The sequence below is a fragment of the Ensifer sp. D2-11 genome (assembly GCF_054161295.1).
Map to the genome: position 1 here is coordinate 1290288 of NZ_CP096433.1, position 26440 is coordinate 1316727.

Consider the following 26440-nt stretch of genomic DNA (forward strand, 5'->3'; position numbering starts at 1 on the left):
TCAATCGACAAGCGAGGCTAGGAGGGCGCATCGCATGCAGATGAGGGAGGGAACATCTGCCGCACCAGGACACGCCAGGAGAACCTGTGCTGCCTCATCGCCCGGATAATGCTGCATTAGCCGAAGACGACGAAGCCAAACTCACGCCGGTTGCCACTAAAACGCGAGATCTCGGTATCGATCCGCAATCCAATGTCAACTTCATCGAGCAGTTGAACTTCGGTTCCTCCGCCCGTTGCATGATTTTAATATAGCTGAGTCGGCTGCTGCTCGCTATCGTTAGATTCCGCCAGTAAAATACTGTGGGTTTCTGGCGTTTTCTTCTGAAGCTGAATTTATATCCTACCGTTTCTTTGGGGTATTCCGATCCAAAGAGCAAACACGGTCCCGCGTATCGCGCGGCGGCGATGCACGGCCTGCCTCACGTCATCAGCAGGTCTTGATCAGCGGGTCTTGGCGTTCTTCTTCAGGCTTTCGAGGCGGTATTGCAGCAACCGGATCATCCGCCGGTCGAAATTCGCCGCCTCGGTGCGGTCGAAGCGCGCCTGGTCCTTGTCGTGCCGCTCGACTTCCTCGGCGCTCACTTCCGCTACCCGGGCCTGCATGCGCTCGCAACTGTCCTCGGCTTTCAATGAAAGCAGCGCCTTTTCCATCTGGCGCGCGTGAATGCGCGCGATCTCTGCATGGCGTTCCTCGTGGCGCTTGATGTCGCTCGCCAGCGTGTCCCAGACCAAGGCCAGATCGCGACCCGCCTGTCGACGATACTTCCAGCGCGGCAGAATGATGCGCGTGTTGAGCGTGACTTTGGCCGAGCCCACCGCGCAGCGGTCGTCGCGACTGACATAGGTGACCGTGCCGCCGAACTTGATCCGGGTGGCGCCAGGATGCCGCGTTCCGGTGCTCTTCATCATGGGGCCGGACGCCGAAAGCGCCTTGTCAAGTTCTGCGGCCGTGCGCCCGCCGATCGAGAAGTAGGAGATTCTCTTGCTGATCAGTGTTTCGCCCGAGGCATTGCCAAACGGGACGCCGACGAGCAATGCGACCAGGGCTGCACGCAGCGGGATATGTAGTCGGGACATGGAAGCGCGTTCTCGCCGGTTGAACTTCATTGAAGCTTGGGGCATAGCCAAAGCCAGCGCAACACAAATCGGCCCCAACCGACGTCGACAAGCTTGCATGGTATGTGAGGAAGACGTCATAACGTGTTGCTTTCGAAAAATATATTTGCACCATGACGGGCGGTTAATTCGAGCCGTTCAGCTGCGGACCGGAACAATGACATACGATCCATTTCAGCCTTCTCGCTGGCATTTGGCGCATGGACGCGATCTCGAACTGGGCCCGCGTGGCGTTTTGATGGCGATCATCAATGTTACACCGGATTCATTTTCCGACGGCGGGCGCTTCGCTGATCCTGACGCTGCTGTCAGAGCCGCGCTGCGCGCACTGGAGGCGGGCGCGGAAATCCTGGATATTGGCGGCGAATCCACGCGCCCGGACGCCAAACCGGTCAGCGCCGACGAGGAACAGGCCCGCATCCTGCCCGTTATCACGGCGATCGCGCGGCAGTCCCAGGCCGTCATTTCGGTCGATACTTACCGCGCGGAAACCGCCCGTTTGGCGGTTGACGCCGGCGCCCACATCGTCAACGACGTGCACGGGCTCCAGCGCGAGCGGGCGATCGCGACCGTGGCGGCCGAGACGGGGGCCGGGCTCTGCATCATGCATACCGGACGCGACCGGGAGAAACTGAGCGATGTGATCGAGGATCAGTTCCATTTCCTGGAGCGATCCCTGCAGATCGCCGCCGCCGCCGGCGTAGCGCGGGAACGGATCGTGCTCGATCCGGGCTTCGGATTCGCGAAGGACACGAACGAGAACCTCGAACTGATGGCGCGCTTCCGGGCGTTGCATGAGTTTCGACGTCCGCTTCTCGTCGGAACGTCGCGCAAGCGCTTCGTCGGCGCGGTGACCGGCCGGGAGGCGGGAGGCCGCGACGTCGGTACCGCCGCGACGACGGCGCTCCTCAGAACTGCCGGCGCTGCGATTTTTCGGGTACATGATGTCGCAATCAACAGGGATGCGTTAGCGGTGGCCGATGCTATGCTGGCCGCAAAGAACAGCTGACGGGACATGAAGCCATGACTGCGACCTACACGATCACACTGAAGAACTGCGCGTTCTTTGCCCGCCATGGCGTGCTCGACGAAGAGGAGTTCCTCGGGCAGCGTTTCTTCGTCGATGCGGAACTCGTGGTCGATCAGGGGACGGCGCTTGCCGAGGACTGCATCGACGACACCGTGCATTACGGCATCGCCTTCGCCGAGATCGAGAGGATCGTCACTGGACGCCGGCGTTACCTGATCGAAGCGCTGGCGCTTGAGGTCGCCAAGACGCTTTGCGCCCGTTTTCGCCAGATTCGCAAAGCGAAAGTCTCCATCCGCAAGCCGAACGCGCCGGTTCCGGGCATTCTGGACTACGTGGAAGTCACGGTCGAGCATGTCGCCGAATAGGAGCTGGCGGCACGCGATACTCGGTCTCGGCGGCAATCTCGGCGATCCGCGCCGGTCGATGGCAGAAGCCCTGCGGGCGCTCGACGCGCGGTCCGATTGCCGGGTCGTCGCGGTGTCGCGGCTCTACCGCACGCCGCCATGGGGCAAGACGGATCAGGATTGGTTCTTCAACGCCTGTGCGGAAGTCGAAACGACGCTGGATCCGGAGGCATTGCTTGCGGCCTGTCTCGATATCGAACGGGCCATGAAGCGCGTGAGAATGGAGCGCTGGGGTCCCCGAACCATCGACATCGATCTCCTGACCTTCGGTGACCTCAACAGGGCGAGCGCGACGCTCACGCTGCCTCATCCGCGCATGACCGAACGGGGCTTCGTGCTGAAGCCGCTCGCCGACTTCGCGGCAGACCTTGCCGTCGAAGGACGGACAGTCATTGAATGGCTGGGCCGGGCGGATGTGACGGGCATCGAAGTGGCCGACGAAAACGTCGAATGGTGGCGCGCGGAGGAATAGGCAGAGAGGCCGTGATCGCGTATCTGTCGGGAAGGGTGGCTACTCGATCGAACCGACGGCGATATCGTCCATCTGCCGGTTGAGGCTCACGCCGATGACCGGGACCATGGTGTCCTCGACCTTCACCGAGATCGTGATGTTCATGGTTTCTTCGCCCTGCAGGCGCGCGATCATCGCACCATTAAGCTTTTTGCGGTTGATCCCGACGACCACCTTGTCCTTGGCAACGCTGCCGGACACGACATCGAGACCCTTGCCCTCGGCTCCGTCCAGGAACTTTCCAGTGTAGCTGTTGCCCTTCCGAACGATCGTCGCCGACATCGGCTGCTTGAACACCCCGACGCGGCAGAAACCGTCCAGTTTCAGGCCGGCTTCATTTCCGGGGGCCGCTTCACCGGTGAGATCGCAGGTAAACTTCGTGCCCTTGTACTTGCCGGCAACGAGTTCGCCCGGGCCTTTCCATTGCCCGGCAATCCTGTCGAAGAACGCCTTGTCGCGGGCGCCGGAGAACGCGGGTGTCGCAAGGCCCGCGGCGGCGACAAGCGCGATAACGGCAACGCCGCGAACAATCGGAGAAGGGCGCGAGAGCATGAGCAGTCCTTGATGGATCAAGCTGGAAACTGACGCCTACATTGCCGTGAAAATGGTTAACGGATGGTTTCATTCCGGCTTCCATGCCGCCTTATCTTGCGAAGAGAGCAGGGCGCCGGCGATGTGATCGACGATCAGCCGGCTGAGCCCTCGGACCGTGCGGTGCCCGGCGCCAGGTCGCCCAGAAAGTCGCCGATGCTGGGGCGCTTCAGCGCGCGAAACGGCATCGGCCTGCAGAGATCCATCGCCGCGATCCCGATGCGCGCCGTCATCAGCCCGTTGATCACGCCCTCGCCGAGGCGCGCGGACAGCTTGGATGCCAGGCCGTGGCCGAGGATCTGCTGGATCAGGCTGTCGCCGACGGCGATCGAGCCGGTGACGGCGAGATGTGCGATGACGTCGCGCATCAGGCGCAGCAGGCCGAGCGTACCCGGGCGGCCGCCATAGAGTTCGGCCATGGCGCGGATCATCCGCGCGGATTCGTAGATCACGTAGCCGAGGTCCACGAGAGCGCGGGGACTGACGGCAGTCACGATCGACACCCGCTTCGCGGCGCCAAGAATGATCCGCCGCGCCTCGCGGTCGAGAGGCGCCAGCAATTCACGTTCCGTCAGTTCGATGAGATGGGGTGCATCGATGATGTCGCCCTCGGTCTCCGCCAAGCGGGCGCGGCCCTTGGCCGTCCGGGGATTGCCGGCGAGCAGGTGAACGAGCCTTGCGGTCGCAGCGCGCGCGGCTTGCGTCTTTCCGGATGCGGCGGCCGCGGCGAGATCGGCCTTCAGCGTCTGGACGGCGGTCAGCTGCATCATGCCGAAGACTTCGCGCGCGACCACGATCAGGAAAGCGATGACGCCGATCGCCACGACTGCGACGGCTCCATAGCCAAGCCAGTCGGCGCGCGAAAAGAGATCGCGCACGAGCCGGTCGATCCAAAGCCCGAGCGCAAGCGAAACGAGGATGCCGAACGCCCCCGCGGCGATCTTGCCGAAGGAGAGCCGGCGCCGACGCGGCATTGCTTCCGGCAGGTTGAGCGATTCGACAGCCGCGGTGGTCCCGATGAACGGGTCCTCGGCATCGGGCGTCATGACGACCTTTTCGCTAAAACTTCCCGGTGCGCGCCGCGGCCTCTGTTCCATCCCGCGTTCGGTGGCCTCCTCGGCTTCCACGGAAAAGGCGGCCGGCCTGCGTCGACGGTCGTTGAAATCATCACTCATGCCAGGCGATCTCCGAGCAGGAACTGCATGGCCCTGTCGAGCCGGATATGCGGCACGGAGAGTTTCAATCCGCCGCGCGTCTGTTCGAGGTGCGGCGGTCGGAAGCGGACGAAATTCAGTTCCGGCATCGCTTGCTCTGGAGCGGAGGCGGATAGGGCGGATGCGGAGACGCGGTCGACGGCTTCAAAAAGAAGTTCAGGATCTTCCGGTAAGTCTCCTGGAAATATCGCTGTTTTCTTTTCGCCGTCGAATATCTCGCCATTGATCTTCTCACCGGCGATCGGCGTTCCGACGATCACGGGCAAACGATGGCCATCGTGGTCCACGGTTGCCTCGCGCGTTGCTCTGACAGATGCGAGCGCCATGACCTCAAGGCCCGCGCCGCTCATTCCTATTCGCTCGGTCGCCCGGCCGACGAGGCGAGCCGTGATGCGTTCGAGCCGGTCGTGACTTTCGTGGTGCAGGTGATCGGCCTTGGTGGCGGCGATCAGTACGCGGTCGATCTTGCGCGTAACGAACGAGGTCAGCCAGGAATTGACGCCGGGCCGGAAGCAGGCAAGCACGTCTGCCAGAGCCTGTTCCAGATCCTTCAGCGCCTCCGTGCCGCGGTTGACCGCCTGGAGCGCGTCGACAAGCACGATCTGGCGGTCGAGGCGGGCGAAATGTTCGCGGAAGAACGGTTTTACGACATGCGTCTTGTAGGCTTCGTAGCGTCGCTCCATCATCGCCCAGAGCGAACCCTTTGGGGCGCGGCCGGGCGGCAGGTCGGGGAGCGGCGAGAAGGTCAGCGCCGGCGAGCCTTCCAGATCGCCCGGCATGAGGAACCGGCCAGGCGGCAGGGTCGAGAGGGACCGGTCGTCCTCCTTGCAGGCCTTGAGATAGGCGGTGAAACTCTCGGCAAGCCGGCGGGCGCTGCCTTCGTCGGCCGGCGTCGAAGCTCCGAGCGCGGCGGCAAGTCCCAACCATTCGCTCGACAGTTCGGCGCGCATGCCGGTGCGCGCGCGTTGAACCGTTGCGTCGCTGAACTGCCGGAAGTCCTGGCTGAGCAGCGGCAGATCGAGCAGCCATTCGCCGGGGTAATCGACGATGTCGATCGACAGCCGCCCGGGAGAGAGCAGGCGGCTCCAGCCGCTGGCGCTTTCGTAATCGAGCGTGATCCGCAGCTGCGATATGGCCCTGGTTGAATCCGGCCAGGACCGATCCCGAACCAGCGCCGCAATGTGATCCTCATATTGAAAGCGCGGCACCGCGTCGTCGGGCTGCGGTTCGAGCCGGATCTTGGACACACGGCCCGAGCGGACCGGTTCGAAAACCGGCAGCCGCCCTCCGTTCAGCAGGTTGTGGACGAGCGACGAGATGAATACGGTTTTGCCGGCCCGCGAAAGGCCGGTGACGCCGAGCCTGACGGACGGGGTGACGAGACCCGCTGCGCGGTCGGCGAGATTGTCCAGGGCGATCAGCGCGTCGTCTTTGAAGCTGGTGAGAATGGGCGCCAAATTCTTTCGTCCCTTCGGGAATGATGAGCGGTACGGTTGATTTGCCGATATCCCAACCGGGGCGCGGGCATCCGCGTAGCGTCTGGAGCGATATAGGAAATGTTTCCGTCAGCGCAACAACGCGAAGCGAATTCGCCGTTTCCGCAGGCGGAAGCGGCTGGCAAGGCCTCATCCTTTCTCGGCTTCTTCAGGGGCGGGAACGAGGAACTTCGAAAGTGTCGCGGTCCATGCTGTTCCGGCTTTCGGCCGCGCCGCAAAATCGATCACCGCCATTCCGGCCGGCGGATATCCGTCAGCGAGTGCCGCAGCTGCCCGTTCTTCACCCAGAGTTCGTCGAAAGAGCTCCTCCATCATCGGATTGTGCCCGATGATCATCAGCGAGGGTCGGCTCGCATGTGCCTCGACAAGGTCGGCATAGACGGTTGTGGGTCCGGTAAAGAGTGTGTCGAGGTAACGAATGTCGATATCTTCGCCAAATGCGCGGTATAGCGGTTCGGCCGTCTGCCGGCAGCGGACGGCTGTCGAGCAAAGGATCAGGTCCGGCCTGATGCGATGGTCGGCTGCGGATTGTGCCGTCAGTTCCGCCTCCGCAAAGCCGACATCGTCGAGTGCGCGATCGAAGTCGCTCTGGCCGGGCAGAGCCCAGCCCGATCGGGCATGGCGAAGAAGCAGAAGCTGGAAGGCCGGGACGACGCTGTCTTGCATGTATTCACCCGGTGTTGGAAATCCCCAGGATGGAGGCGTCCGTCGTGCCGACGGCTCGAAACGCCTTGCGGATGCTCCGTTGTCCCGCCGGTCGGCGTAAAGATCAAGCCGCGCTTCGCGGTTTTTTGATCCGGCGGGCCCATTGAACCGACGCCCGTCGCGCACCAAATGTCGCAATCCGAAACGCCGCCTTGCTCGCCCATGGAACGTCAAACGGCTGGCGCCGTCAGCGGTGAGCGGTGTTTCGGCGTTTAAGACTATGCGTGTAATTGTGATGAAATATTAGCCGGTTAGCCTGCGATGCGGGCAGTGTTAAAATGCAGTTAAGCACTGATTACAAGGCTTGAATCAGAGCTTCCATAGGTCTATACACCGCCGCAATGAGATGTTCTTCAGGAGAATCGCGTTGAGTGAGAAGATCGATCTTAGTACCTATGTCCTGTCGGAGGACGAGGATTTTATGAATGCGAACCACCGGGCATACTTTCGTGCGAAGCTGAATGCCTGGAGAAACGACATCCTTCGCGAGGCCCGCGAGACACTGGATCACCTGGCGGAGGAGAGCGCCAATCATCCTGATCTTGCGGACCGCGCATCATCCGAAACGGACCGGGCGATCGAATTGCGTGCTCGGGACCGTCAGCGGAAGTTGATTGCCAAGATCGATGCCGCGTTGCAGCGGCTCGATGAAGGTACCTACGGATACTGCGAGGAAACCGGGGAGCCGATCGGACTGAAGCGCCTGGACGCCCGACCGATCGCAACTCTCTCGATCGAGGCGCAGGAACGTCACGAGCGTCGCGAGAAGGTCTACCGGGACGAATAAGTCCGGGGACATCGTTGGGACTATCGAAAACGGCGCGGTTCGACCGCGCCGTTTTCATTTGTGCATCGATGCGTTGTTCCGGGATGTACGAATTACAGTTTGCGGCTCACGGAGATATCGGCGAGCATCCTTTCCATCTCCTCTTCGATCGTCGGCTCCTTGCGGGTGTCCTGCGAGGGCGATCCGAGTACCGGTTCCTGGCGACCGGCGGGCCTGATCTCCGGACGCGGCGGCCCCGAAGGTGTGAAGCGTTGGAGATCGCCGCTGATTTCCGCATCGAGCATGCGCTCGAATTCTGCGGCTGCTTCCGGCGCGGCGGGCCGAGGCGGGAGAGATTGGCCCGGCATGCCCTTTACCGGTTCGATCGCCGTAAGCGGGACGGGGCGCTCGTCGCGAGCCGCGGGCTCCACCGGAAGCGGGCGGTCACGCACCGCGCCGAAATCGGTATGCGACGGCTCGATGGCGGATACGGGCGGAATGTGAGGTGCAGGTAGAGGCCTGGAGACCTGCTGCGGCTGCGACGAGCCGAGTGCGGGGGCCTGCTGCTGATCCGGGACCACGCGCACTGGAGGCTCCGGGCGCGCGGCGACCCGCGGCGGCTCGCTCGGGCGCGCCGGTTGCCGCACGGGTTCGGCCGCAGCTTCCGTCGGGAGAGGGGGCTCGGGCGGGACAGGGGAAGGAACAGGCCGGGGCCGGACTTCCGCAATCGGGGCGCGGGTCGTCTTTTCTTCCGGCTCCGCCTGAAGCGTGGCCGGAACCGGGTTTTCTCCCTCGGGCGCGATGCGGCTTTCGATCACGATGTCCGTCGGGCCGCCGATCATGATCAGGTGTTCGACGTCGTCGCGGCGGACGAGCACCAGGCGCCGACGCGTGTCGACTGCGGCGGCATCGAGCACCGCAAGCCGCGGCTGTCTGTTCTTGCCGCCGCGGACGAAGGGAGAGGAGGGCTTGTTGCGCATGAGCCGAAGCACGGCCACGAGGCACAAGAGACCGATCGCAACCGCTCCGGCCGCGATCATGAACCGGCTGGCGTTGTCCCCGAGGATTGTTTCCATCATAGGCTGAACTCCTTACTGCCGCTTCGCATGGCAACATTTGACGGCTTTTTTCGGGCTTGGACAAGCTTCGGCCCGACATTCCCTGTGAATTGACCGCAGCGCTTCCGCAGAGACGCTTTTTGCTGTTATCTCTGATTGTTAAAGATGATTCCAGGTCGATGCGCGAAAGCGCGGAGGGCGGCCATCGATTTCGCGACGATGCCTTCGGACCCGGCCACCGCATGGTTCCTCAAACCGGAAACGGATTGGGGATAAATCATGCGGCAATTCAAAGTATTGCAGCGGCCCTTGTGCATCCACGGGGATGTACGGCACTGCAAGCGCTCGGGATCGCGTTCGATGCGACCCGGCAGCAGGTGAGGACCCGATGACGAAATTGCGGCAGGCAGGTGACTACCAGATGCCGGTCGTTGACCGGGGCGTTCGTCCGGGAACCATCCTCAGGATCATCCTGCTTGCGATCGTCCTCACCGCGTCGGCCGCCGCTTTCGTCGTCTTCAAGGACCAGCTCGAAAACGAGATCGTGCTCGGCATTCTCGGCGTGCTGGCCATGGTGGGCATATTCTTCCTCGTTTCTTCCGTCATCGGCTTTATCGAGGTGATGCCGCAATCGCGGCCGGACGAACTGGCGCGCGCCTTCCTCGACGCGCATGAAGACGGGACGATCGTGACCGACCGCAAGGGGCGCATCATCTATGCCAACGCCGCCTATGGTGCCCTGACCGGCACCAAGAGCGCGGCAGGCATTCAGTCGCTCGAAACGATCCTGTCGCGCAACCGCGAGGCGACGGAAGCGATCTATCGCCTGACCAACGGTCTGCATGAGGGCAAGCAGGGTCACGAGGAGTTCCGGCTGCTGAAACCTCTGGCAAACGGCAAGGTGGCTGGCTCCGGCGCCCATTGGTATCGGCTGAAGGCGCGGGTGTTGCCGCTCGAGGATGCGGGCAGCAATCCGCTCTACCTGTGGCAGATCGCGGATATTACCGCCGAGCGCGACGAGCAGGAGCGCTTCTTCAAGGAGCTGCAGAACGCGATCGACTATCTCGACCACGCACCCGCGGGCTTCTTCTCCGCCGGGCGAAAGGGCGAGATCTTCTATATCAACGCGACGCTCGCCGACTGGCTCGGAATCGACCTGACCAAGTTCCAGCCCGGCTCCGTCAGCATTGCCGATCTGGTCGCGGGCGAGGGGCTGGCGCTCGTACAATCGGTACAGGCAGAGCCCGGCCTCAAGAAGACCAAGATCCTGGACCTCGATCTCAGAAAGGCCAACGGCCAGAGCCTGCCGGTACGCTTGATTCATCGCGTTTCCTCGGCGCGGGACGGTGCGCCAGGCGAAAGCCGGACGATCGTGATGTCCCGGGAAGGCGACGATGGCGATCAGTCGGCGTCGAATGCCGCGATGCGGTTCACCCGCTTCTTCAACAACACGCCCATGGCAATCGCCTCGGTGGATGGAAACGGCCGCATTCTCAGAACCAACGCTCCGTTCATGAAGCTCTTCGCCGGGCTCGTTTCGCAGGACGAGGTCGAGCGCGGGGCGCTGATCGACGCTGTCGTGCATCAGTCCGAAAGAGGGCGTCTGCAGGAGTCGCTGGCTGCCGCGAAGGACCGGCAGAGCGATATCGCACCGATCGACGCGCTTCATCCCAAGGATGAGGGGCGTCACTTCCGCTTCTATGTCAATGCAGTCATCGACCAGAGCGATCAGGCGCCCGAGGAGGCTGCGATCATCTACGCCCTGGAGATCACCGAGCAGAAGGCGCTCGAAAACCAGATGGCGCAGACGCAGAAGATGAATGCCGTCGGAACGCTCGCCGGCGGCATCGCCCATGATTTCAACAATGTCCTGACGGCCATCCTGCTTTCCGCCGACCATCTCCTGCTGTCGGCGCGGCCGGCGGATGCGACCTTTGCGGATCTGATGGAGATCAAGCGTAACGCCAACCGGGCAGCCGTGCTCGTGCGGCAACTGCTCGCCTTCTCGCGCAAGCAGACGATGCGTCCGACGGTGCTCAATCTCACCGACGTCATCGGCGATCTCAGGATGCTCGTCGACCGGATGACCGGCACCAACGTCAAGGTCGAGGTGGACTACGGCCGCGATCTCTGGCCGGTCAAGACGGACCTCGGCCAGTTCGAACAGGTGCTCCTGAACCTCGCCGTCAATGCCCGCGACGCCATGCCTGCCGGCGGGATCATCACGCTTAGGACACGCAATCTGCCGGCGAGCGAAGTGGCGGCGCTTGGACGGCGCGAACTGCCCGAGGAAGACTTCGTCATGGTCGAGGTGTCCGACCAGGGTACCGGCATTCCGCCGGAAATCATGGACAAGATTTTCGAGCCCTTCTTCACCACGAAGGATGTCGGCAAGGGCACCGGGCTCGGACTGTCGATGGTTTACGGCATCGTGAAGCAGTCCGGTGGCTATATCTATCCCGAGTCGGAGATCGGCAGCGGGACGACCTTCCGCATCCTGCTGCCGCGCCATGTCGACATTCCCGAAACGCAGGATGAGGACGCGTCCGCAGCGCAATCCGCGGCGCCGGCGAGGAGCGAACCGGTTGCGGTGCCCATGCCTCGGGCCGAGCCTGCCGATCTTACCGGAGATTCCGCGGTCGTGCTGCTGGTCGAGGACGAGGAAGCGGTCAGGCGCGGCGGCAAGCGCATGCTGGAGACGCGCGGCTATACGGTTCACGAAGCGGGATCGGGTATCGAAGCGCTGGAGATCATGGACGAACTCGACGGCGCCGTGGATATCGTCGTGTCCGACGTCGTGATGCCGGAAATGGACGGGCCGACGCTGCTGCGCGAGCTGCGCAAGACGTATCCGGACCTGAAGTTCATCTTCGTATCCGGCTATGCCGAAGATGCTTTTGCGCGAAATCTGCCGGCCGACGCGAAGTTCGGCTTCCTGCCGAAGCCCTTCTCGCTGAAGCAACTTGCGGTCGCCGTGCGCGAGATGCTCGACAGCTGACGAGGCTTCTCCTCTGAACTATGCGGCGCGAATGCCCCTCATCCGCCTGCCGGTCCCTTCTCCCCGCAGGCGCAGGGCTGTCCGGGGAAAGTTCCGGGTGAATCGAAATGTCGCAGGCGCATGCCCCGTCAGACGGCGTTTTTCCGTCTATTTTCTGGTTGTCGAGACTCAGAAAAGGAGACGGAGCATGCGGTTCACCCCTAGCATTTTCGCCCAGCTGCTGAAAGCGATTGATCGCCGCAGCTTTCAGGCGATTGTGGATCGTCATGCCGGGGATGCCTACGACAAGTGCTTTACCAGCTGGGATCATCTGGTGGCACTGATCTATGCCCAGTTGAGCGCCACGACCAGCCTGCGCGGGTTGGAGGCGAGCTTCAACGCCAACAGTCAGCATCATTACCATCTCGGCAGTGGCCGGCTGATGCGCTCGACGCTGTCGGACGCCAACCGCCGCCGCCCGGTCGCCGTCTTCGCCGAGACCTTCGCGCTTCTGGCCGGTCAGCTCGACCGGCAGACGCGCCGGGAGGGCACCAAGATGCTGCGGCTGATCGATTCGACCCCGATCCCGCTGGGTAAGCTGTACGATTGGGCCAAGTCGAACGGCCGCATCCGCGGCATGAAGCTGCATGTCGTCTATGATCCCAAGGCCGATTGTCCAGGCATCCTCGACATCACCGACGCCAACGTCAACGACGCCCAGATCGGCCGCACGATCACCATCGAAAAGGGCGCAACCTATGTCTTCGACAAGGGCTACTGCCATTACGGCTGGTGGACGGCGATCGCCGAAGCCGGCGCCAGTTTCGTCACCCGGCCGAAGACCAACATGGGACTGGCTTTGGTCGCTGAACGCCCCGTTGAGCAACCTCAAGGCGATGGCTTCCTGGTCCTCGAAGACAGCCAGGTCAGCCTCGCCAGCAAGGGCGATTCCAAGCTGCCGATCGGCTTGCGCCGGGTAATCGTCAAGCGCCAGGACGGCGATACGATCACGCTTCTGACCAACGACCTCGAGCGCTCCGCCGTCGAGATCGGCCAGCTCTATAAGGATCGCTGGCAGATCGAGCTTCTGTTCCGCTGGATCAAACAGCACCTCAAGATCCGCAAGTTCCTCGGCAACAACGACAACGCCATCCGCCTGCAGATCTTCGCGGCGATGATCGCCTATGCACTGTTGCGCATCGCCGCCCGCCTCGCCCGCGTCCCTCTACCGATCCTGCGCTTCACCGACCTCGTCACCCAGTGCCTGTTCCAGCGCAAAAGCATCGCCGAAATCCACAAGCCGCCGCAGGTCAATCCAAGCCGACCAAAACCCCGGACCATCCCAAACCAAATGGTCTTCCACTATGCATGAATTTTCCCCGGACAGCCCTGCCGCAGGCGGGGAGAAGGGACAAGCGGCGCCAACCGAACCCCGCATTCACCGCCCGCCGAGGGAGCGAAGCGGGCGCGGCATATCCCTTCTCCCCGCCTGCGGGGAGAAGGTGGCGGCAGCCGGTTGAGGGGCAATCCCGACCGAGCGGGGTTGAGCCGGTTGGGTTCGCGAGGGATCCCTTTCATGAGCAGTATCCGCCGCACCGGCGCGCAAGAGATATGTGCATGCCGTAGATTTTCGATGGGGAGAAGGGGACAAGCGGCGGCGCAGCGGATCCCCTTCGCCCCGCCTGCGGGGAGAAGGTGCCGGCAGGCGGATGAGGGGTGGGCCGAAAGGCCCAATTTGCCTTACCGTTGCGTCAATCGTTAGCAGCGAGAGCGACGGCGATCCCGGCGGCAAGGCGTGCATTGTTCTCGACCAGCGCGATATTGGTTTCGAGGCTGCGCCCGTCCGTCAAACGGAAGAGGTTGTCGAGCAGATACGGGGTGACCGCCTTGCCGGAAATCCCCTCGCTCGCCGCATTGTCCAGCGCGCGGGTGATGTAGATCTCCATCTCCTCGCGCGGGATTTCGCTTTCTTCCGGCACCGGATTGGCGACAAGCATTCCGCCGTCGATTCCGAGCAGCTCGCGCGTCCGCTGGAAACTGGCGATCGCCGCCGGGCTGTTCAGCATCAGCGGGCTCTTGAGGCCGGATTCACGCGACCAGAAGGCGGGGAAGTTCTCGCTGTCATAGGTCACGACAGGGACACCGCGCGTTTCGAGCACTTCGAGCGTCTTGGGAATGTCCAGAATGGCCTTGGCGCCGGCGCAGACGACGATGACGCCGGTACGTGCGAGTTCGTCGAGATCCGCCGATATGTCGAAGCTCTGTTCCGCCCCGCGGTGAACGCCGCCGATGCCGCCGGTCGCGAAAACCCGGATGCCGGCGCGGGCGGCGGCGATCATCGTTGCGGCAACGGTCGTGGCGCCGGTGCGGCGTTCGGCGATCGCAAAGGCCAGATCGGCGCGCGACAGTTTCATGGCGCCCTGCGTCTTCGACAAAGCCTCCAGTTTGGCATCGTCCAGACCGATATGCAGGACCCCGTGGATCACGGCGATGGTTGCGGGCACGGCACCCTGTTCACGGATGATCGCCTCGACGCTGCGGGCCATGTCGAGGTTGCCGGGATAGGGCATGCCATGCGTGATGATCGTGGATTCCAGCGCGACGATCGGCGCACCTCGTTGCTTGGCGGCTGCGACTTCATCTGAATATTCCATCGGCAGGGACGGGGAGGAGGGTTTGGTCATGATCGTTTCCTTGATTGATGACATCCTCGACGGCAAAATTGCTCGGGGATGCCTGATCGATTCCGGTGCCTGGAGCAGAGGATGCGGAAGTACCGCTCGCATTCCGTGCCGCGCGGCTCCCAATTCAGCCGCCAAATCTCATGACAGCATTTCCGTTTCCGGCACAAGCTGCAGAACCTGCTCCAGCATGTCCTGCGACATCTCGTCGGAAGCCGCGAATGGCGAATGCAGCGTTATGACGGCGGCCGCCATGCCGAAGCGAAGGCAGGCGGAAAGGTCCGCACCTGCAAGCCGGGCGGCGAGAAAGCCCGAGGCGAGCGCGTCGCCGGCGCCGGTGACGTCGGCAAGTGCTGAAAGAGCCGGCGGCGTAGCGAGGCAGGCCCCCTCAAGATCAAAGGCGACCGCGGCCCGGCCTCCGCGCGTCACGACACCGCCGGAAAGACCGGCGGAGCGCAGCAGCAACGGCCATTCCTCGGCGGTCGCGGCCTCGGTTCCGGTAAGCGCGCGCGCTTCCGCCTCGTTCATGAACAGGAAATCGAGCCCGTCGAGGCAGTCGCGGTAGCGGACCACCTTTGCAGGCGAAACGGCGATACCGGCACGTAGCGGGCAGAACTTCGCAGCGGTGCCGATGAGGGCCGCCAAGGTCTCCTGCGGCAGATTGGCGTCCATCAGCACGAGTTCGCTCGCAGCCAAGATCTCGCGCGTCGCCCGCTGCTGCAGCCGGCGCGGCGTAAACAGAGTATAGAGGTCCATGTCCGCGAGCGCGATGACGAGGTTGCCGTCGTTTTCGAGGATTGCCGTATAGCTCGGCGTCTTGCGATCGAGAAAGGTGAAGGGGCGATCGATCACACCGGCAGCTTCCGCAGCGGCCGCCACCGTGTCGCCGGCGGGATCGCCGCCCCGCGGGCTGATCATCGTCACGCGGTGGCCGAGGCGCGCGAGATTTCTCGCGGCATTGAAGCCGCCGCCCCCGGCTTCCTCGAACCAAGCGCCCGGATTGCTCGCGCCCGGTGCCGTCGCGCCGCTGATCCGGCCGCGCCTGTCGATATGAGCGCCGCCGAAAACGGCAATGTTCTGCGACTTCACCTGTGCTTGCATCTGGTCCTCGATGAAGGGCGGAGAAAAGGTGGCGAAGTCTCTCTTCCGCCGGCATTCCGATCTATCGTTTCGGACTACCTTTTAGGGCTTTGTCCGGATTTGATCCATCGTGAATCACGAGCGAATCGGGGCGGCGCGTGAAAGCCGGCATGCGTTGACGCGCTGCCTGTGGATACAGTGGATGAAAGGCGTGAACAAGAATCGAACGTGATGAAATATGGCAAGCGTTTTCAATCACTTGACGTGCCATTGCCAAGTTGGAACAAAACATGTACAAAAAGGCTTGCGGCGGCTTCATTGCCTCGATAGCTCCAATAACCTAAAGGTGGACCAATGGCACAAAATTCTTTGCGGCTCGTAGAGGACAAATCGGTGGACAAAAGCAAGGCACTTGAAGCGGCTCTTTCCCAGATCGAACGTTCGTTCGGCAAGGGATCGATCATGAAGCTCGGAGCGAAGGACAGCGTAGTTGAGATCGAAACCGTCTCCACCGGTTCGCTCGGCCTCGATATCGCGCTCGGCATCGGCGGCCTGCCGAAGGGCCGCATCGTCGAGATCTATGGTCCGGAAAGCTCGGGCAAGACGACGCTGGCGCTGCAGACCATTGCCGAGGCACAGAAGAAGGGCGGCATCTGCGGCTTCGTCGATGCCGAGCATGCACTCGATCCGGTCTATGCACGAAAGCTCGGGGTCGATCTCGAAAATCTCCTGATTTCGCAGCCTGATACGGGCGAGCAGGCGCTGGAAATCACCGATACGCTGGTCCGTTCGGGTGCGATCGACATTCTCGTCATCGATTCGGTGGCCGCACTCGTGCCGCGCGCCGAAATCGAGGGCGAGATGGGCGACAGTCTGCCGGGCATGCAGGCGCGCCTCATGAGCCAGGCGCTGCGCAAGCTTACGGCATCGATCTCCAAGTCGAACTGCATGGTGATCTTCATCAACCAGATCCGCATGAAGATCGGCGTGATGTTCGGCTCGCCGGAAACGACGACGGGCGGCAATGCGCTCAAGTTCTACGCTTCGGTGCGCCTCGACATTCGCCGCATCGGTTCGGTCAAGGAGCGCGAGGAAGTGGTCGGCAACCAGACCCGCGTCAAGGTCGTCAAGAACAAGATGGCACCGCCCTTCAAGCAGGTCGAGTTCGACATCATGTATGGCGAAGGCGTTTCGAAGACGGGCGAATTGATCGATCTCGGCGTCAAGGCGGGCATCGTCGAGAAATCGGGCGCCTGGTTCTCCTATAACAGCCAGCGGCTCGGCCAGGGACGGGAAAACGCCAAGCTCTTCCTGCGGGAGAATCCCGAACTGTTGCGCGAAATCGAAACGGCTCTGCGGCAGAATGCCGGTCTCATCGCCGACCGGTTCCTAGAGAATGGCGGGCCGGAAAGCGACGGCGACGAAGCCGCCGATATGTAATCGGCTGCAGCCGTCTCGTTGAAGCATGCAAAACCGGCCGTCGCCACCCGCGGCCGGTTTTTTGCTGCCCGCTGGACAGCATGATATGCGGACGATAAAAGCCTGTGGTTCCGACGGCTCGGCCGGCGGAAAGCGTGACTTGATTGAACGCGACGCGCTTTATGCGCGGGGGTGAAGAGTGCGGCTGGCAGCCTGGAGAGATCGGGCTGCCGCCGGAGTGTACACAGATAGGACGCAAGATGAGCGGCGTGAATGAAATCCGGTCGATGTTCCTCGACTATTTCCGCAAGAACGGTCACGAGATCGTGTCGTCCAGCCCCCTCGTGCCGCGCAATGACCCGACATTGATGTTCACCAATGCGGGCATGGTGCAGTTCAAGAATGTGTTCACCGGCCTCGAGCAGCGACCCTATTCGACCGCGGCGACGGCGCAGAAATGCGTGCGCGCCGGCGGCAAGCATAACGACCTCGACAATGTCGGCTACACCGCCCGGCACCACACCTTCTTCGAGATGCTCGGCAATTTCTCCTTCGGCGACTATTTCAAGGAGCGCGCGATCGAGCTTGCCTGGAACCTGATCACGAAGGAATACGGGCTCGATGCCAAGCGTCTGCTCGTCACGGTGTACCATACCGACGACGAAGCCTTCGGCCTCTGGAAGAAGATCGCCGGCCTGAGCGACGACCGCATCATCCGCATTGCGACGAGCGACAACTTCTGGGCCATGGGAGATACCGGTCCATGCGGTCCGTGCTCGGAAATATTCTACGATCACGGCGACCATATCTGGGGCGGACCTCCCGGCTCGGCCGAGGAAGACGGCGATCGCTTCATCGAGATCTGGAACCTCGTCTTCATGCAGTACGAGCAGATCACCAAGGAAGAGCGCGTCGACCTGCCGCGGCCCTCGATCGACACGGGCATGGGGCTGGAGCGCGTCGCCGCCGTGCTCCAGGGCCAGCACGACAATTATGACATCGACCTTTTCCGCGCCTTGATCGCTGCTTCCGAAGAGGCGACCGGCGTCAAGGCAGAAGGGGACCGGCGCGCGAGCCATCGCGTGATCGCCGACCATCTGCGTTCCTCGGCCTTCCTGATCGCCGACGGGGTTCTACCGTCGAACGAAGGCCGCGGTTACGTGCTGCGCCGAATCATGCGCCGCGCCATGCGCCACGCACAGCTGCTCGGCGCGCGGGATCCGCTGATGTGGAAGCTCCTGCCGGCGCTCGTGGGCCAGATGGGCCGGGCCTATCCGGAACTCGTCCGCGCCGAAGCGCTGATCTCGGAAACGCTGAAGCTGGAGGAAACGCGCTTCCGCAAGACCCTGGAGCGCGGCCTCAACCTTCTGGCGGAGGCTTCGGCCGATCTTTCCGAAGGCGACCAGTTCAACGGCGAGACGGCCTTCAAGCTCTACGACACCTATGGTTTCCCGCTCGACCTCACCCAGGACGCGCTGCGCGCCAAGGGCATTGGGGTCGATACGGACGCATTTACGGCGGCCATGCAACGGCAGAAGGCCGAGGCCCGCGCCAATTGGGCCGGTTCCGGCGAAGCCGCGACCGAGACCATCTGGTTCGAGCTCAGGGATAAACACGGCGCGACCGACTTCCTCGGCTACGACACCGAGTCGGCCGAAGGGGTCATCCTGGCAATCGTCAAGGACGGTGCCGTCGTCGAGTCCGCTGCCAAGGGCGAGAACGTACAACTGGTTTTGAACCAGACGCCCTTCTACGGCGAATCCGGCGGCCAGGTGGGCGACACCGGCGTTATCACCACCGAGACCGGCAAGCTTACGGTGACCGACACGCAGAAGCGTGGCGAAGGGCTCTTCGTCCACTACTGCACCGTGGAAGAAGGCAGCCTGAAGGCCGGCGAAGCGGCCGCCTTGACGGTCGACCATGCACGCCGTGCGCGCCTGCGCGCCAACCATTCCGCGACGCACCTGCTGCACGAGGCGCTGCGCGAGGTCCTCGGCACCCATGTTGCCCAGAAGGGCTCGCTCGTGGCGCCTGAGCGCTTGCGCTTCGACGTCTCGCATCCGAAGCCGATGACGGCCGAGGAGCTGAAGATCGTCGAGGAAATGGCAAACGAGATCATCGTCCAGAATACGCCGGTCGTCACACGGCTGATGAGCGTCGACGATGCGATCGCCGAGGGCGCCATGGCGCTCTTCGGCGAGAAGTACGGCGACGAGGTGCGGGTCGTGTCCATGGGGCAGGGCCTTCGCGGCTCCAAGGCCGGCAAGCCCTATTCGGTCGAGCTCTGCGGCGGCACGCATGTGTCCGCCACGGGCGATATCGGCCTCGTCCGCGTTGTCTCGGAGAGCGCGGTCGGAGCGGGTGTCCGCCGGGTGGAAGCGCTGACCGGTGAGGCGGCGCGCGCCTATCTCGGCGAACAGGACGAACGGGTGAAGACACTCGCCGCCGCACTCAAGGTCCAGCCTGCGGATGTTTTAGGTCGGGTCGAGGCTCTCCTGGACGAGCGGCGCAAACTGGAGCGGGAGCTTACAGAGGCGAAGAAGAAGCTCGCGCTTGCGGGCGATGGCCAGAACGGTTCCGGGGATGCCGCCCGCGACATCGGCGGCGTCCGTTTCCTCGGCAGGGTGGTATCCGGGGTCGAGCCGAAGGATCTGAAGAGCCTTGCGGACGACGGCAAGAAGTCGCTCGGTTCGGGCGTCGTCGCCTTCGTCGGCGTCAGCGGCGACGGCAAGGCAAGCGCCGTCGTGGCCGTCACCGACGACCTCACCTCGAAGGTCAGCGCCGTCGATCTGGTGCGCGTCGCTTCGGCGGCACTTGGCGGCAAGGGCGGTGGCGGACGCCCCGACATGGCCCAGGCGGGCGGCCCGGACGGCGGACGTGCAGCAGAAGCGATCGAGGCTGTTGCGGGCGCGCTCGCCGGTTAAGCCGGGGGCGCGCTGAACTTCCGGAGGGCGCTGCGGCGCCCTTTTTCATGGCACCCGTTCGGTCCGGATGGTGTCCAGCGCCTGCCGCGCTGGACCTGGGTGGTCACCGAGCCAGAGTCGCCGACCACTCAGGTCACCATCGAACTATTTGACCTTCTCGATATCCGGCAACGACCAGGATTTATCGAAGAAGGGCTCGGTCGGTCCGTAGAACCGGAAATACGCGAACCATCCCTTGTCGGCATTTGTCTGCACCCAGTTCGCCTCGTGACCTTTCGGTGCAGTGGGACCGAAATATACGTCAATCGATCCATCTTCGTTTTTCACTATGTCTTCTTTTCGCGACGAGATGTCCGGCCGTCCCTGTTCGGTGACTGGCATCTGCCGGGTCGACTCGTCGTAGGCCGTCACAGACCAGAAGCCCTTGGCCGGCGGATCGGCAGGGACATGAAGCCGATAGTTGTTCTCGCCCGAGAGCCATGCGCCGTCTGCATCCTTGTAGGAGGCTATGTACCGCTGGCCGACGCCCGGAGTTTGGGTGAGCATTGCCTTGGAGATCACGACCGCTTCGTAGAACCAGGCAGCACGCTCATCGAGCTGGTCATAGGTGTTGGCCTTCTGGTCGGTCGCAACCACAAGCGCATGTTTCCAGTTCGTGCCCTCCCAGAAGGGCGGTTCGACGCGCTTGTCTGTCGTATTTGCCTTGGCCATGGCTTCGCCGACGATCGCGCCGTCCTGAAGAATCTTCTTCTGGCGTTCGTCGGGTTGATAGGGTTTCCCTTTTTCAATGCCGAGGAACTTCAACTGCGCCATCATGAAGCGATCACGCTCTTCGACGGGTTCTCGTTGAATGACCTCGTTCAGGCTGTCCCAATAGGCCATTCCATGGGGCGGCATTTGGGTCCACTTGACGTCTCCCGCAGCGCGCACGGGCATCGGCTCGCCAGTTCCGTCAAGCGTCCAAGTGTAGGTCTTGATCTGCGGGATGAGTTCGGCAATTGCCTTTTCCTTGTCGGCATCGAGCAGGCGGAACCCCGCCAGCACGTCCCGGCTCGTGGATTGGATGACAAAGTATCCCTCGGCCTCCACCGGGCCGTATCCGGGCGGGAGGATCAGATACTTTCCGCCCTTGCCCATATCCGGGCCGACCACGCCTAGATCGGCCATGACGCGCTGCCACTGGTCAAGCACCATGCCTGCAATCAGCCCCGGCGGTACAACCACGACCATCGGCCCGGATTCTTTGAGATCGATGAACGTCGCGATGTAAGGCGTGGTGTAGTTCGGCGTCAAAATGCCAAGCTTCTCGGCAAAATCGAGATAGGAAAGCATTTCACCGTTCTTGGCCTTGAAGACGTTGAAATGGGCCTTTCGCCATTCGTTGAGGCCGACGGCAGGAATGCCCCACAGGTAAGCTTGCGACGCTCGCTGGAAATCCATTTCGTCGTAAAGCTTGGCCACGGTTTCCTTCGAGGGGTAGCCGCTCTCGAATGTCAGTTTGCCGATGCGGGTATCGAGTTCGTCGGGCGTTTCCTGAGCATGAGCGCCAATGCCTGCCACGCTATAAAGCAGGGCGGCAGTCAGGGTCGTGCGGGCAAATCTTCTCATTGCAGCCTCCATCGAGGGTTCGGGATTCACGGGTGCGCTTGTCGGGGTCGATGACCTATTCAACCTTTTCCACGTCCCCGGGCTTCCAGGTGCCATCGATCGCCGCTTCGGCCGGAGCATAGAGGCGAAGGATCGCGAAGAAGCCTCGCCCCGGCACCGTTGCCAGCCAGTTGCCCTCCTTGCCCGCCGGTGCTTTCGGACCAATGTAGATGTCGGTACTGCCATCTTCGTTCTGCGCCGGCTTGTTGAGTTTGCCGAGCGAGGGGAAAGGCTGGCCGTTATCGAGGCCGGATGCGTTTTCCGCCTCGTAAAGCGTCACGGACCAGAAGAGTTCTGCCGGAATGTCCTTCGGCAGATTGACCTTGTAGCTGTGCTCGCCATCGAGCGGATCGCCGTCAGCGTCCTCGAAAGCGATCATGTAGAACGCGCCCTTGCCGGGTGTCATCGACACCATGCCGGGGCTGATCGAGTAGTAGTCGGTAAAGAACCAGGCGCGGGCGTCCAGTTCCCTGTAGTTTCCGTTGCTTACAAGGAAGCTCAGGTCGATTCCTGCATTCGGCCAGCGCCCGCTCAGATTGTTGATGGGATTGAGCCAGCGCCGATCCTCGTAAACCCGGAAATCCGCGCCGCCGATACCCTTTTCAAAGCCGGTCACGCGGCTCATCTTGTAGCCGGTCTTGGCGGCAGCATCGAGGATCGCGCGCGTTTTCTCGTCCGGCGAGAATGGCTGGTTGGCGGCAATGCCGATACTTTTCAGCATGCCCAGCCAGTCGGGATCCGCCAGAACAGCCCCCTCTGCATCCAGGAGATTCTTGATGTGTTCGAAGGCGCTCACATCGGCGCGGGGAAGCATATTGAGTGAACGGCCCGATGCGTCCGGAAACTCCATCGGTTTCGCCGTCTGCTCTTGCCCGAGCGGATAGATTTTCGATTTTTTCATCACCTCGACGGCCGGCTCGATATTGTCCAGCGACTGGTAGAACGATCGAAGGAAAATGAAGACGCTGTTCGTCCCCGAGCGGTAGACATAATAGCCTTCGGGCACGTCGCCCTTGTATCCTGGCGGAAGCAGCAGGAACTTGCCGCCTTTGCCGCCATCGGGCCCCGGCAGACCGACGTCGCCTGCAAATTTGCCGCTGTCTTCCGGGATGGGTCGTTGCCAGAAATCGAGCAGAATTCCCTGCAGTTTCTCCGGCGATTCAAAAACCAGCGGCCCGGTTTTCGACAGGTCCGCAAAGGCCATGCCGTAGATGAGGTCCGAGTTCGGCGTGGTGACGTGGGTCTTTGCGTCCAGACGTTTGGTCCAGATCGGCATGACGTTGTAGCCGGTGCCGAAAGCCTCCTCCGCGCCGACCTTCATGCCGAGCGTGTTGATGAGCGGCAATGCCCAAAGATAGGTCTGCGTGGCCCGCTGAAACAACAACTCGTCTTTCAGCGTCTGAGCCGTTTCCGAAGTGGGCCGATTTTTTTCGAACGGCAGATTGGCGATACTGTCGAAACGCGACTGATCTGCGAAGGCGGCGCTCAACGGCGCAAGCGACAGGCCGATGGCAGTGGTCAAAGCAAATAGGTGTTTCATCTCGATGGCTCCTTACTTGGTCTTCACGATGCCTCCTCCGGGCTGGAACCCCGGATACGGGAAACATCGACGTCGCGGCTGCACTCGTTTCAATCACTTAACCCGTCGTACCCGTCGTCCAACGCCCATCGCCCGGTGCTGACCCCATTCGCAATCCGCGAAAGGAGCTCGGCGATGCTTTGAGCAACCACAGGGCGATCGGCTTCGTCATAAAGAAACCAGATGATCTGGCCGTATCCGTTGGTAAGTTCGGGACGAAGATCGATACAGTAGTGATCGCCGCGCGGGCTGCCGAAGAGCGGAAGCCAGTTTGGAGACCAAACCACGGTACCTAGAAATTGCCGGCGGTCGCCGCAGGCGGGATAAACCCCGCCCCCGTATCGCAGGCAAAGGTCTTCCCAGGCAATGAGGACAAGATCGAGCGGCAACCACCGTTGATTGAGGTATAGGGCGGGGCTGCCTGCGGGCTGTCCATCATGGGCGGCGTACAAGCGTCGGATATCCGGAGGTAACCTTCTCCCGAATTTGGCCTCGACCCGCTGGATGGTCCCGCAATCCGCGCCGGGTCTCACGAAGGGCAAGCGATCGGGGTGGTGGCGGGCAACCCAGGTATCGATGCGTTTCAGTGCAAGCACGGGTTCAAGCTGGTTCGGCATGGGGTCTCCATGGAGGCGCTAAACTCTAGGTCTTGCCCATCCATTGAATTTCGCGTCGAAGGATATGCGCGCTCCCACTATCCTCAAGACCACGTCCGTGCCAAAAATTGGCTGAGCGTGCCAATCTTGAAGAAACTGTAGGACGAATTTCCTATGAGTGGTTCGGCTATCGAGAGCACCCATTTCTCCTGCCGGGATTTCGATGTCTGGCGGGAGAGCATCAATGTCGTCTTCGACGTCGAGCGGCGTTCGCAAGACGGCAACAGGCCGTTCACGGCGAGCGTCGAGGCTTTCCAGTTGGGCGACATGGTCGTAACTGATGCGGTTCTCGGTGCGCAACGCTACGTGAGATCGTCCGCACGCGTGCGGCGGGACGGCATGGATCACTTTGTCCTCAATCTTTATAGGACGGGTGGCTGGAGAGCTGAAACGGCAAGAGGCGAGTTTGAAGGAAGAGCGGGTCAGGTGTCCGTGCTCGACCTTTCCTGTGAACTGATCAGCGATGAACCGGACTGTCACCTCGTTGCAATGTTCCTGCCGAGGTCGCTGATAGAAGACCGGCTTCCCAATCTGGGAGGCCTCCACGGTTCGGCTCCAACTGGCCCCTACGCCATGCTCCTGGCCGAATATCTGGACATGCTGGCACGGCGATTGCCGTTCTTGCACTCTGGAGACGAGACGGCTCTGGCAGGAGCCGCATGCCAAATGCTTGCGGCCTGCCTGGCTCCGTCACTTGCCAATGTCGAAGCGGCGCGCCCCGGTCTTGAACTGGTGCTGCTACGTCGCGCGAAGCGCTATATCGAAGGTCATCTAAATTCCAGCGCGCTGAACATCGATGCGATCTGCAATATCGTCGGCGTGTCCCGCAGAACGCTTTTCAGATTGTTCGAACAGGAAGGAGGCGTGCTTCACTACATCCAGGGCCGTCGGCTGGAGCGAATCAGAGCCGTTCTGTCGGACCCCAACGAAACGCGTCGCATTTCCGACATTGCTGCGGAGTTTGGATTTTTGCGTGGCGATCACTTTGCACGGGCATTCAAGCACCAGTATGGGGAGACCGCGCGGGAGATAAGAGAGCACCAGAATTTGGACGATCGTCGCGACACCTCGCCGGTGCAGCAGAGCCGACGTCAAGGGTTTGACGACTGGATACGGCGGCTTCCGTCGTAGCGCGCAAGGTGAGAACGACGGTTACGATGGAACGCCGCCGGCTCCCACGACAAAAAGAAACCCGGCGCCAGGCCGGGTTTCCAAAATCTGGCGATAGATCACGCTGATTACGCCGCCATTGCCTTCCTGAGGTTCTCGTCGATCTTGTCGAGGAAACCGGTGGTCGACAGCCAGGGCTGGTCGGGACCGATGAGAAGTGCCAGATCCTTGGTCATGAAGCCGGACTCGACCGTATCCACGCAGACGCGCTCCAGGGTCTCGGAGAACTTCGCGAGTTCGGCGTTGCCGTCGAGCTTGGCGCGGTGGGCGAGGCCGCGGGTCCAGGCGAAGATCGATGCGATCGAGTTGGTCGAGGTTTCCTCGCCCTTCTGATGCTGGCGGTAGTGGCGCGTCACCGTGCCGTGGGCGGCTTCCGCCTCGACCGTCTTGCCGTCCGGCGTCATCAGCACCGAGGTCATCAGGCCGAGCGAGCCGAAGCCCTGCGCGACGATGTCGGACTGCACGTCGCCGTCGTAGTTCTTGCAGGCCCAGACATAGCCGCCGGACCACTTCAGCGCCGAGGCGACCATGTCGTCGATAAGGCGGTGTTCGTACCAGAGCTTCTCGGCCTTGAACTGGGCGGCGAATTCCTCGTCGAACACCTTCTGGAAGATGTCTTTGAAGCGGCCGTCATAGGCCTTCAGGATCGTGTTCTTGGTCGAGAGATAGACCGGAACCTTGCGCTGCAGGCCGTAGTTGAACGAGGCGCGCGCGAATTCGGTGATCGATTCGTCCAGGTTGTACATGGCGAGTGCCACGCCGGCGCCCGGCGCGTCGTAAACGTCATGCTCGATCGTCTGGCCGTCTTCGCCGACGAATTTGATCGAGAGCTTGCCCTTGCCCGGGAACTTGAAATCGGTCGCGCGGTACTGGTCGCCGAAGGCGTGGCGGCCGACGATGATCGGCTTGGTCCAGCCGGGGACTAGGCGCGGCACGTTCTTGCAGATGATCGGCTCGCGGAAGATGACGCCGCCGAGGATGTTGCGGATCGTGCCGTTCGGCGACTTCCACATCTTCTTCAGCTTGAACTCCTCGACGCGACCCTCGTCCGGCGTGATCGTGGCGCATTTTACGCCGACGCCGTGCTTCTTGATGGCGTTTGCGGCGTCGATCGTCACCTGGTCGTCAGTTGCATCACGGTTTTCGACGCCCAGGTCGTAATATTCGAGATCGAGGTCGAGATAAGGGTGGATCAGCTTGTCCTTGATGAACTGCCAGATGATGCGGGTCATCTCGTCGCCGTCGAGTTCGACGACCGGATTGGCGACCTTGATCTTTGCCATTGATATGCCTCGTAGCTTGCGGAACACCGCGCGCGGCATTCCGACGGTGGGAGAAATCCAGAGCCCTATAGCACTGTGAGCCAGCAAGGCAAAGCATGCTTGGCCGAAACTTTGGGCCAAGGCGGCGGGCT

22 protein-coding genes are annotated in these 26440 nt (G+C 62.2%); 10 read left to right on the forward strand and 12 right to left on the reverse strand.

Translation table 11 applies throughout. The annotated features are described in order from the left end of the window. The first annotated feature begins 86 nt into the window (after positions 1-86). Positions 87-254: a hypothetical protein gene (locus M1D34_RS06185; protein ID WP_010969489.1), complete on the forward strand. Its 168-nt coding sequence runs from the start codon at positions 87-89 to the stop codon at positions 252-254. 189 nt (positions 255-443) lie between these two features. Here M1D34_RS06185 and M1D34_RS06190 read toward each other — a convergent pair whose 3' ends face one another. After that, positions 444-1079, reverse strand: a complete 636-nt coding sequence (locus M1D34_RS06190) for a DUF922 domain-containing Zn-dependent protease (RefSeq protein WP_003532981.1) — start codon at positions 1077-1079, stop codon at positions 444-446. A 196-nt stretch (positions 1080-1275) separates the two neighbouring features. On the opposite strand from M1D34_RS06190, the gene folP reads away from it, so the two are divergent. The 3 genes from folP to folK are packed head-to-tail and all read left to right on the forward strand — an operon-like array spanning position 1276 to position 3024. Beyond that, positions 1276-2127 (forward strand): dihydropteroate synthase, encoded by an 852-nt coding sequence (folP, locus tag M1D34_RS06195; protein WP_153315070.1) that lies wholly within the window; start codon positions 1276-1278, stop codon positions 2125-2127. Between the two features lie 14 nt (positions 2128-2141). Beyond that, a complete protein-coding gene (gene folB, locus M1D34_RS06200) occupies positions 2142-2513 on the forward strand; it encodes a dihydroneopterin aldolase (protein ID WP_003532985.1) in 372 nt (123 codons plus the stop codon). Then, positions 2500-3024 carry a 2-amino-4-hydroxy-6-hydroxymethyldihydropteridine diphosphokinase gene (gene folK, locus M1D34_RS06205; RefSeq protein ID WP_153315064.1) on the forward strand — a complete coding sequence of 175 codons (525 nt, stop codon included), beginning with the start codon at positions 2500-2502 and terminating at the stop codon, positions 3022-3024. The genes folB and folK overlap by 14 nt, the downstream gene beginning before the upstream one ends. Positions 3025-3063: 39 nt before the next feature. On the opposite strand, the gene M1D34_RS06210 is transcribed toward folK, so the two are convergent. From M1D34_RS06210 to M1D34_RS06225, 4 genes are all read right to left on the reverse strand, one after another. Further along, on the reverse strand, positions 3064-3615 hold the full coding sequence (locus M1D34_RS06210) for a hypothetical protein (protein WP_498781205.1): 552 nt from the start codon (positions 3613-3615) through the stop codon (positions 3064-3066). A gap of 134 nt (positions 3616-3749) precedes the next feature. Continuing rightward, positions 3750-4829, reverse strand: coding sequence for a YcjF family protein (locus tag M1D34_RS06215; RefSeq protein ID WP_498781207.1), 1080 nt, complete (start codon positions 4827-4829; stop codon positions 3750-3752). Beyond that, positions 4826-6325, reverse strand: coding sequence for a YcjX family GTP-binding protein (locus tag M1D34_RS06220; RefSeq protein ID WP_498781209.1), 1500 nt, complete (start codon positions 6323-6325; stop codon positions 4826-4828). The genes M1D34_RS06215 and M1D34_RS06220 overlap by 4 nt, the downstream gene beginning before the upstream one ends. Before the next feature lie 168 nt (positions 6326-6493). Further along, entirely contained in the window at positions 6494-7030 is a 537-nt protein-coding gene (locus M1D34_RS06225) for a SixA phosphatase family protein (RefSeq protein WP_498781211.1), read from the reverse strand. Between the two features lie 406 nt (positions 7031-7436). Here M1D34_RS06225 and dksA point away from each other — a divergent pair, with 406 nt between their 5' ends. Further along, positions 7437-7856, forward strand: coding sequence for an RNA polymerase-binding protein DksA (gene dksA, locus M1D34_RS06230; RefSeq protein WP_003532995.1), 420 nt, complete (start codon positions 7437-7439; stop codon positions 7854-7856). Between the two features lie 92 nt (positions 7857-7948). On the opposite strand, the gene M1D34_RS06235 is transcribed toward dksA, so the two are convergent. Continuing rightward, on the reverse strand, positions 7949-8914 hold the full coding sequence (locus tag M1D34_RS06235; RefSeq protein ID WP_027990910.1) for a flagellar biosynthetic protein FliO: 966 nt from the start codon (positions 8912-8914) through the stop codon (positions 7949-7951). A gap of 367 nt (positions 8915-9281) precedes the next feature. Here M1D34_RS06235 and cckA point away from each other — a divergent pair, with 367 nt between their 5' ends. Beyond that, positions 9282-11891: a cell cycle histidine kinase CckA gene (gene cckA, locus M1D34_RS06240; protein WP_003532998.1), complete on the forward strand. Its 2610-nt coding sequence runs from the start codon at positions 9282-9284 to the stop codon at positions 11889-11891. A gap of 187 nt (positions 11892-12078) precedes the next feature. Further along, the gene (locus M1D34_RS06245; protein WP_498779691.1) at positions 12079-13242 is read left to right on the forward strand and encodes an IS4-like element ISRm16 family transposase; all 1164 of its coding nucleotides are present in this window, start codon (positions 12079-12081) and stop codon (positions 13240-13242) included. A 379-nt stretch (positions 13243-13621) separates the two neighbouring features. Here the strand turns inward: M1D34_RS06245 and M1D34_RS06250 are convergent, their stop codons facing one another. Both M1D34_RS06250 and M1D34_RS06255 read right to left on the reverse strand, forming a co-directional pair. Beyond that, positions 13622-14554 (reverse strand): pseudouridine-5'-phosphate glycosidase, encoded by a 933-nt coding sequence (locus tag M1D34_RS06250; protein WP_015007623.1) that lies wholly within the window; start codon positions 14552-14554, stop codon positions 13622-13624. Between the two features lie 138 nt (positions 14555-14692). Then, positions 14693-15652, reverse strand: a complete 960-nt coding sequence (locus M1D34_RS06255) for a carbohydrate kinase family protein (protein WP_498781214.1) — start codon at positions 15650-15652, stop codon at positions 14693-14695. Between the two features lie 333 nt (positions 15653-15985). Between M1D34_RS06255 and recA the strand changes: the two genes are divergently transcribed. Both recA and alaS read left to right on the forward strand, forming a co-directional pair. Beyond that, on the forward strand, positions 15986-17071 hold the full coding sequence (gene recA, locus M1D34_RS06260) for a recombinase RecA (RefSeq protein ID WP_003533002.1): 1086 nt from the start codon (positions 15986-15988) through the stop codon (positions 17069-17071). Positions 17072-17310: 239 nt separating this feature from the next. Beyond that, positions 17311-19974 carry an alanine--tRNA ligase gene (alaS, locus tag M1D34_RS06265; RefSeq protein ID WP_027993273.1) on the forward strand — a complete coding sequence of 888 codons (2664 nt, stop codon included), beginning with the start codon at positions 17311-17313 and terminating at the stop codon, positions 19972-19974. 144 nt (positions 19975-20118) lie between these two features. Here the strand turns inward: alaS and M1D34_RS06270 are convergent, their stop codons facing one another. From M1D34_RS06270 to M1D34_RS06280, 3 genes are all read right to left on the reverse strand, one after another. Further along, positions 20119-21582, reverse strand: coding sequence for a DUF1254 domain-containing protein (locus M1D34_RS06270; RefSeq protein ID WP_318881603.1), 1464 nt, complete (start codon positions 21580-21582; stop codon positions 20119-20121). Between the two features lie 55 nt (positions 21583-21637). Then, entirely contained in the window at positions 21638-23161 is a 1524-nt protein-coding gene (locus M1D34_RS06275; protein WP_498781217.1) for a DUF1254 domain-containing protein, read from the reverse strand. An 89-nt stretch (positions 23162-23250) separates the two neighbouring features. Continuing rightward, positions 23251-23817: an SMI1/KNR4 family protein gene (locus M1D34_RS06280; protein ID WP_498781219.1), complete on the reverse strand. Its 567-nt coding sequence runs from the start codon at positions 23815-23817 to the stop codon at positions 23251-23253. A 153-nt stretch (positions 23818-23970) separates the two neighbouring features. On the opposite strand from M1D34_RS06280, the gene M1D34_RS06285 reads away from it, so the two are divergent. Then, the gene (locus M1D34_RS06285) at positions 23971-24987 is read left to right on the forward strand and encodes a helix-turn-helix domain-containing protein (RefSeq protein WP_127517734.1); all 1017 of its coding nucleotides are present in this window, start codon (positions 23971-23973) and stop codon (positions 24985-24987) included. Positions 24988-25094: 107 nt separating this feature from the next. Here the strand turns inward: M1D34_RS06285 and M1D34_RS06290 are convergent, their stop codons facing one another. Next, positions 25095-26309 (reverse strand): NADP-dependent isocitrate dehydrogenase, encoded by a 1215-nt coding sequence (locus tag M1D34_RS06290; protein ID WP_010969471.1) that lies wholly within the window; start codon positions 26307-26309, stop codon positions 25095-25097. Positions 26310-26440 lie beyond the last annotated feature (131 nt).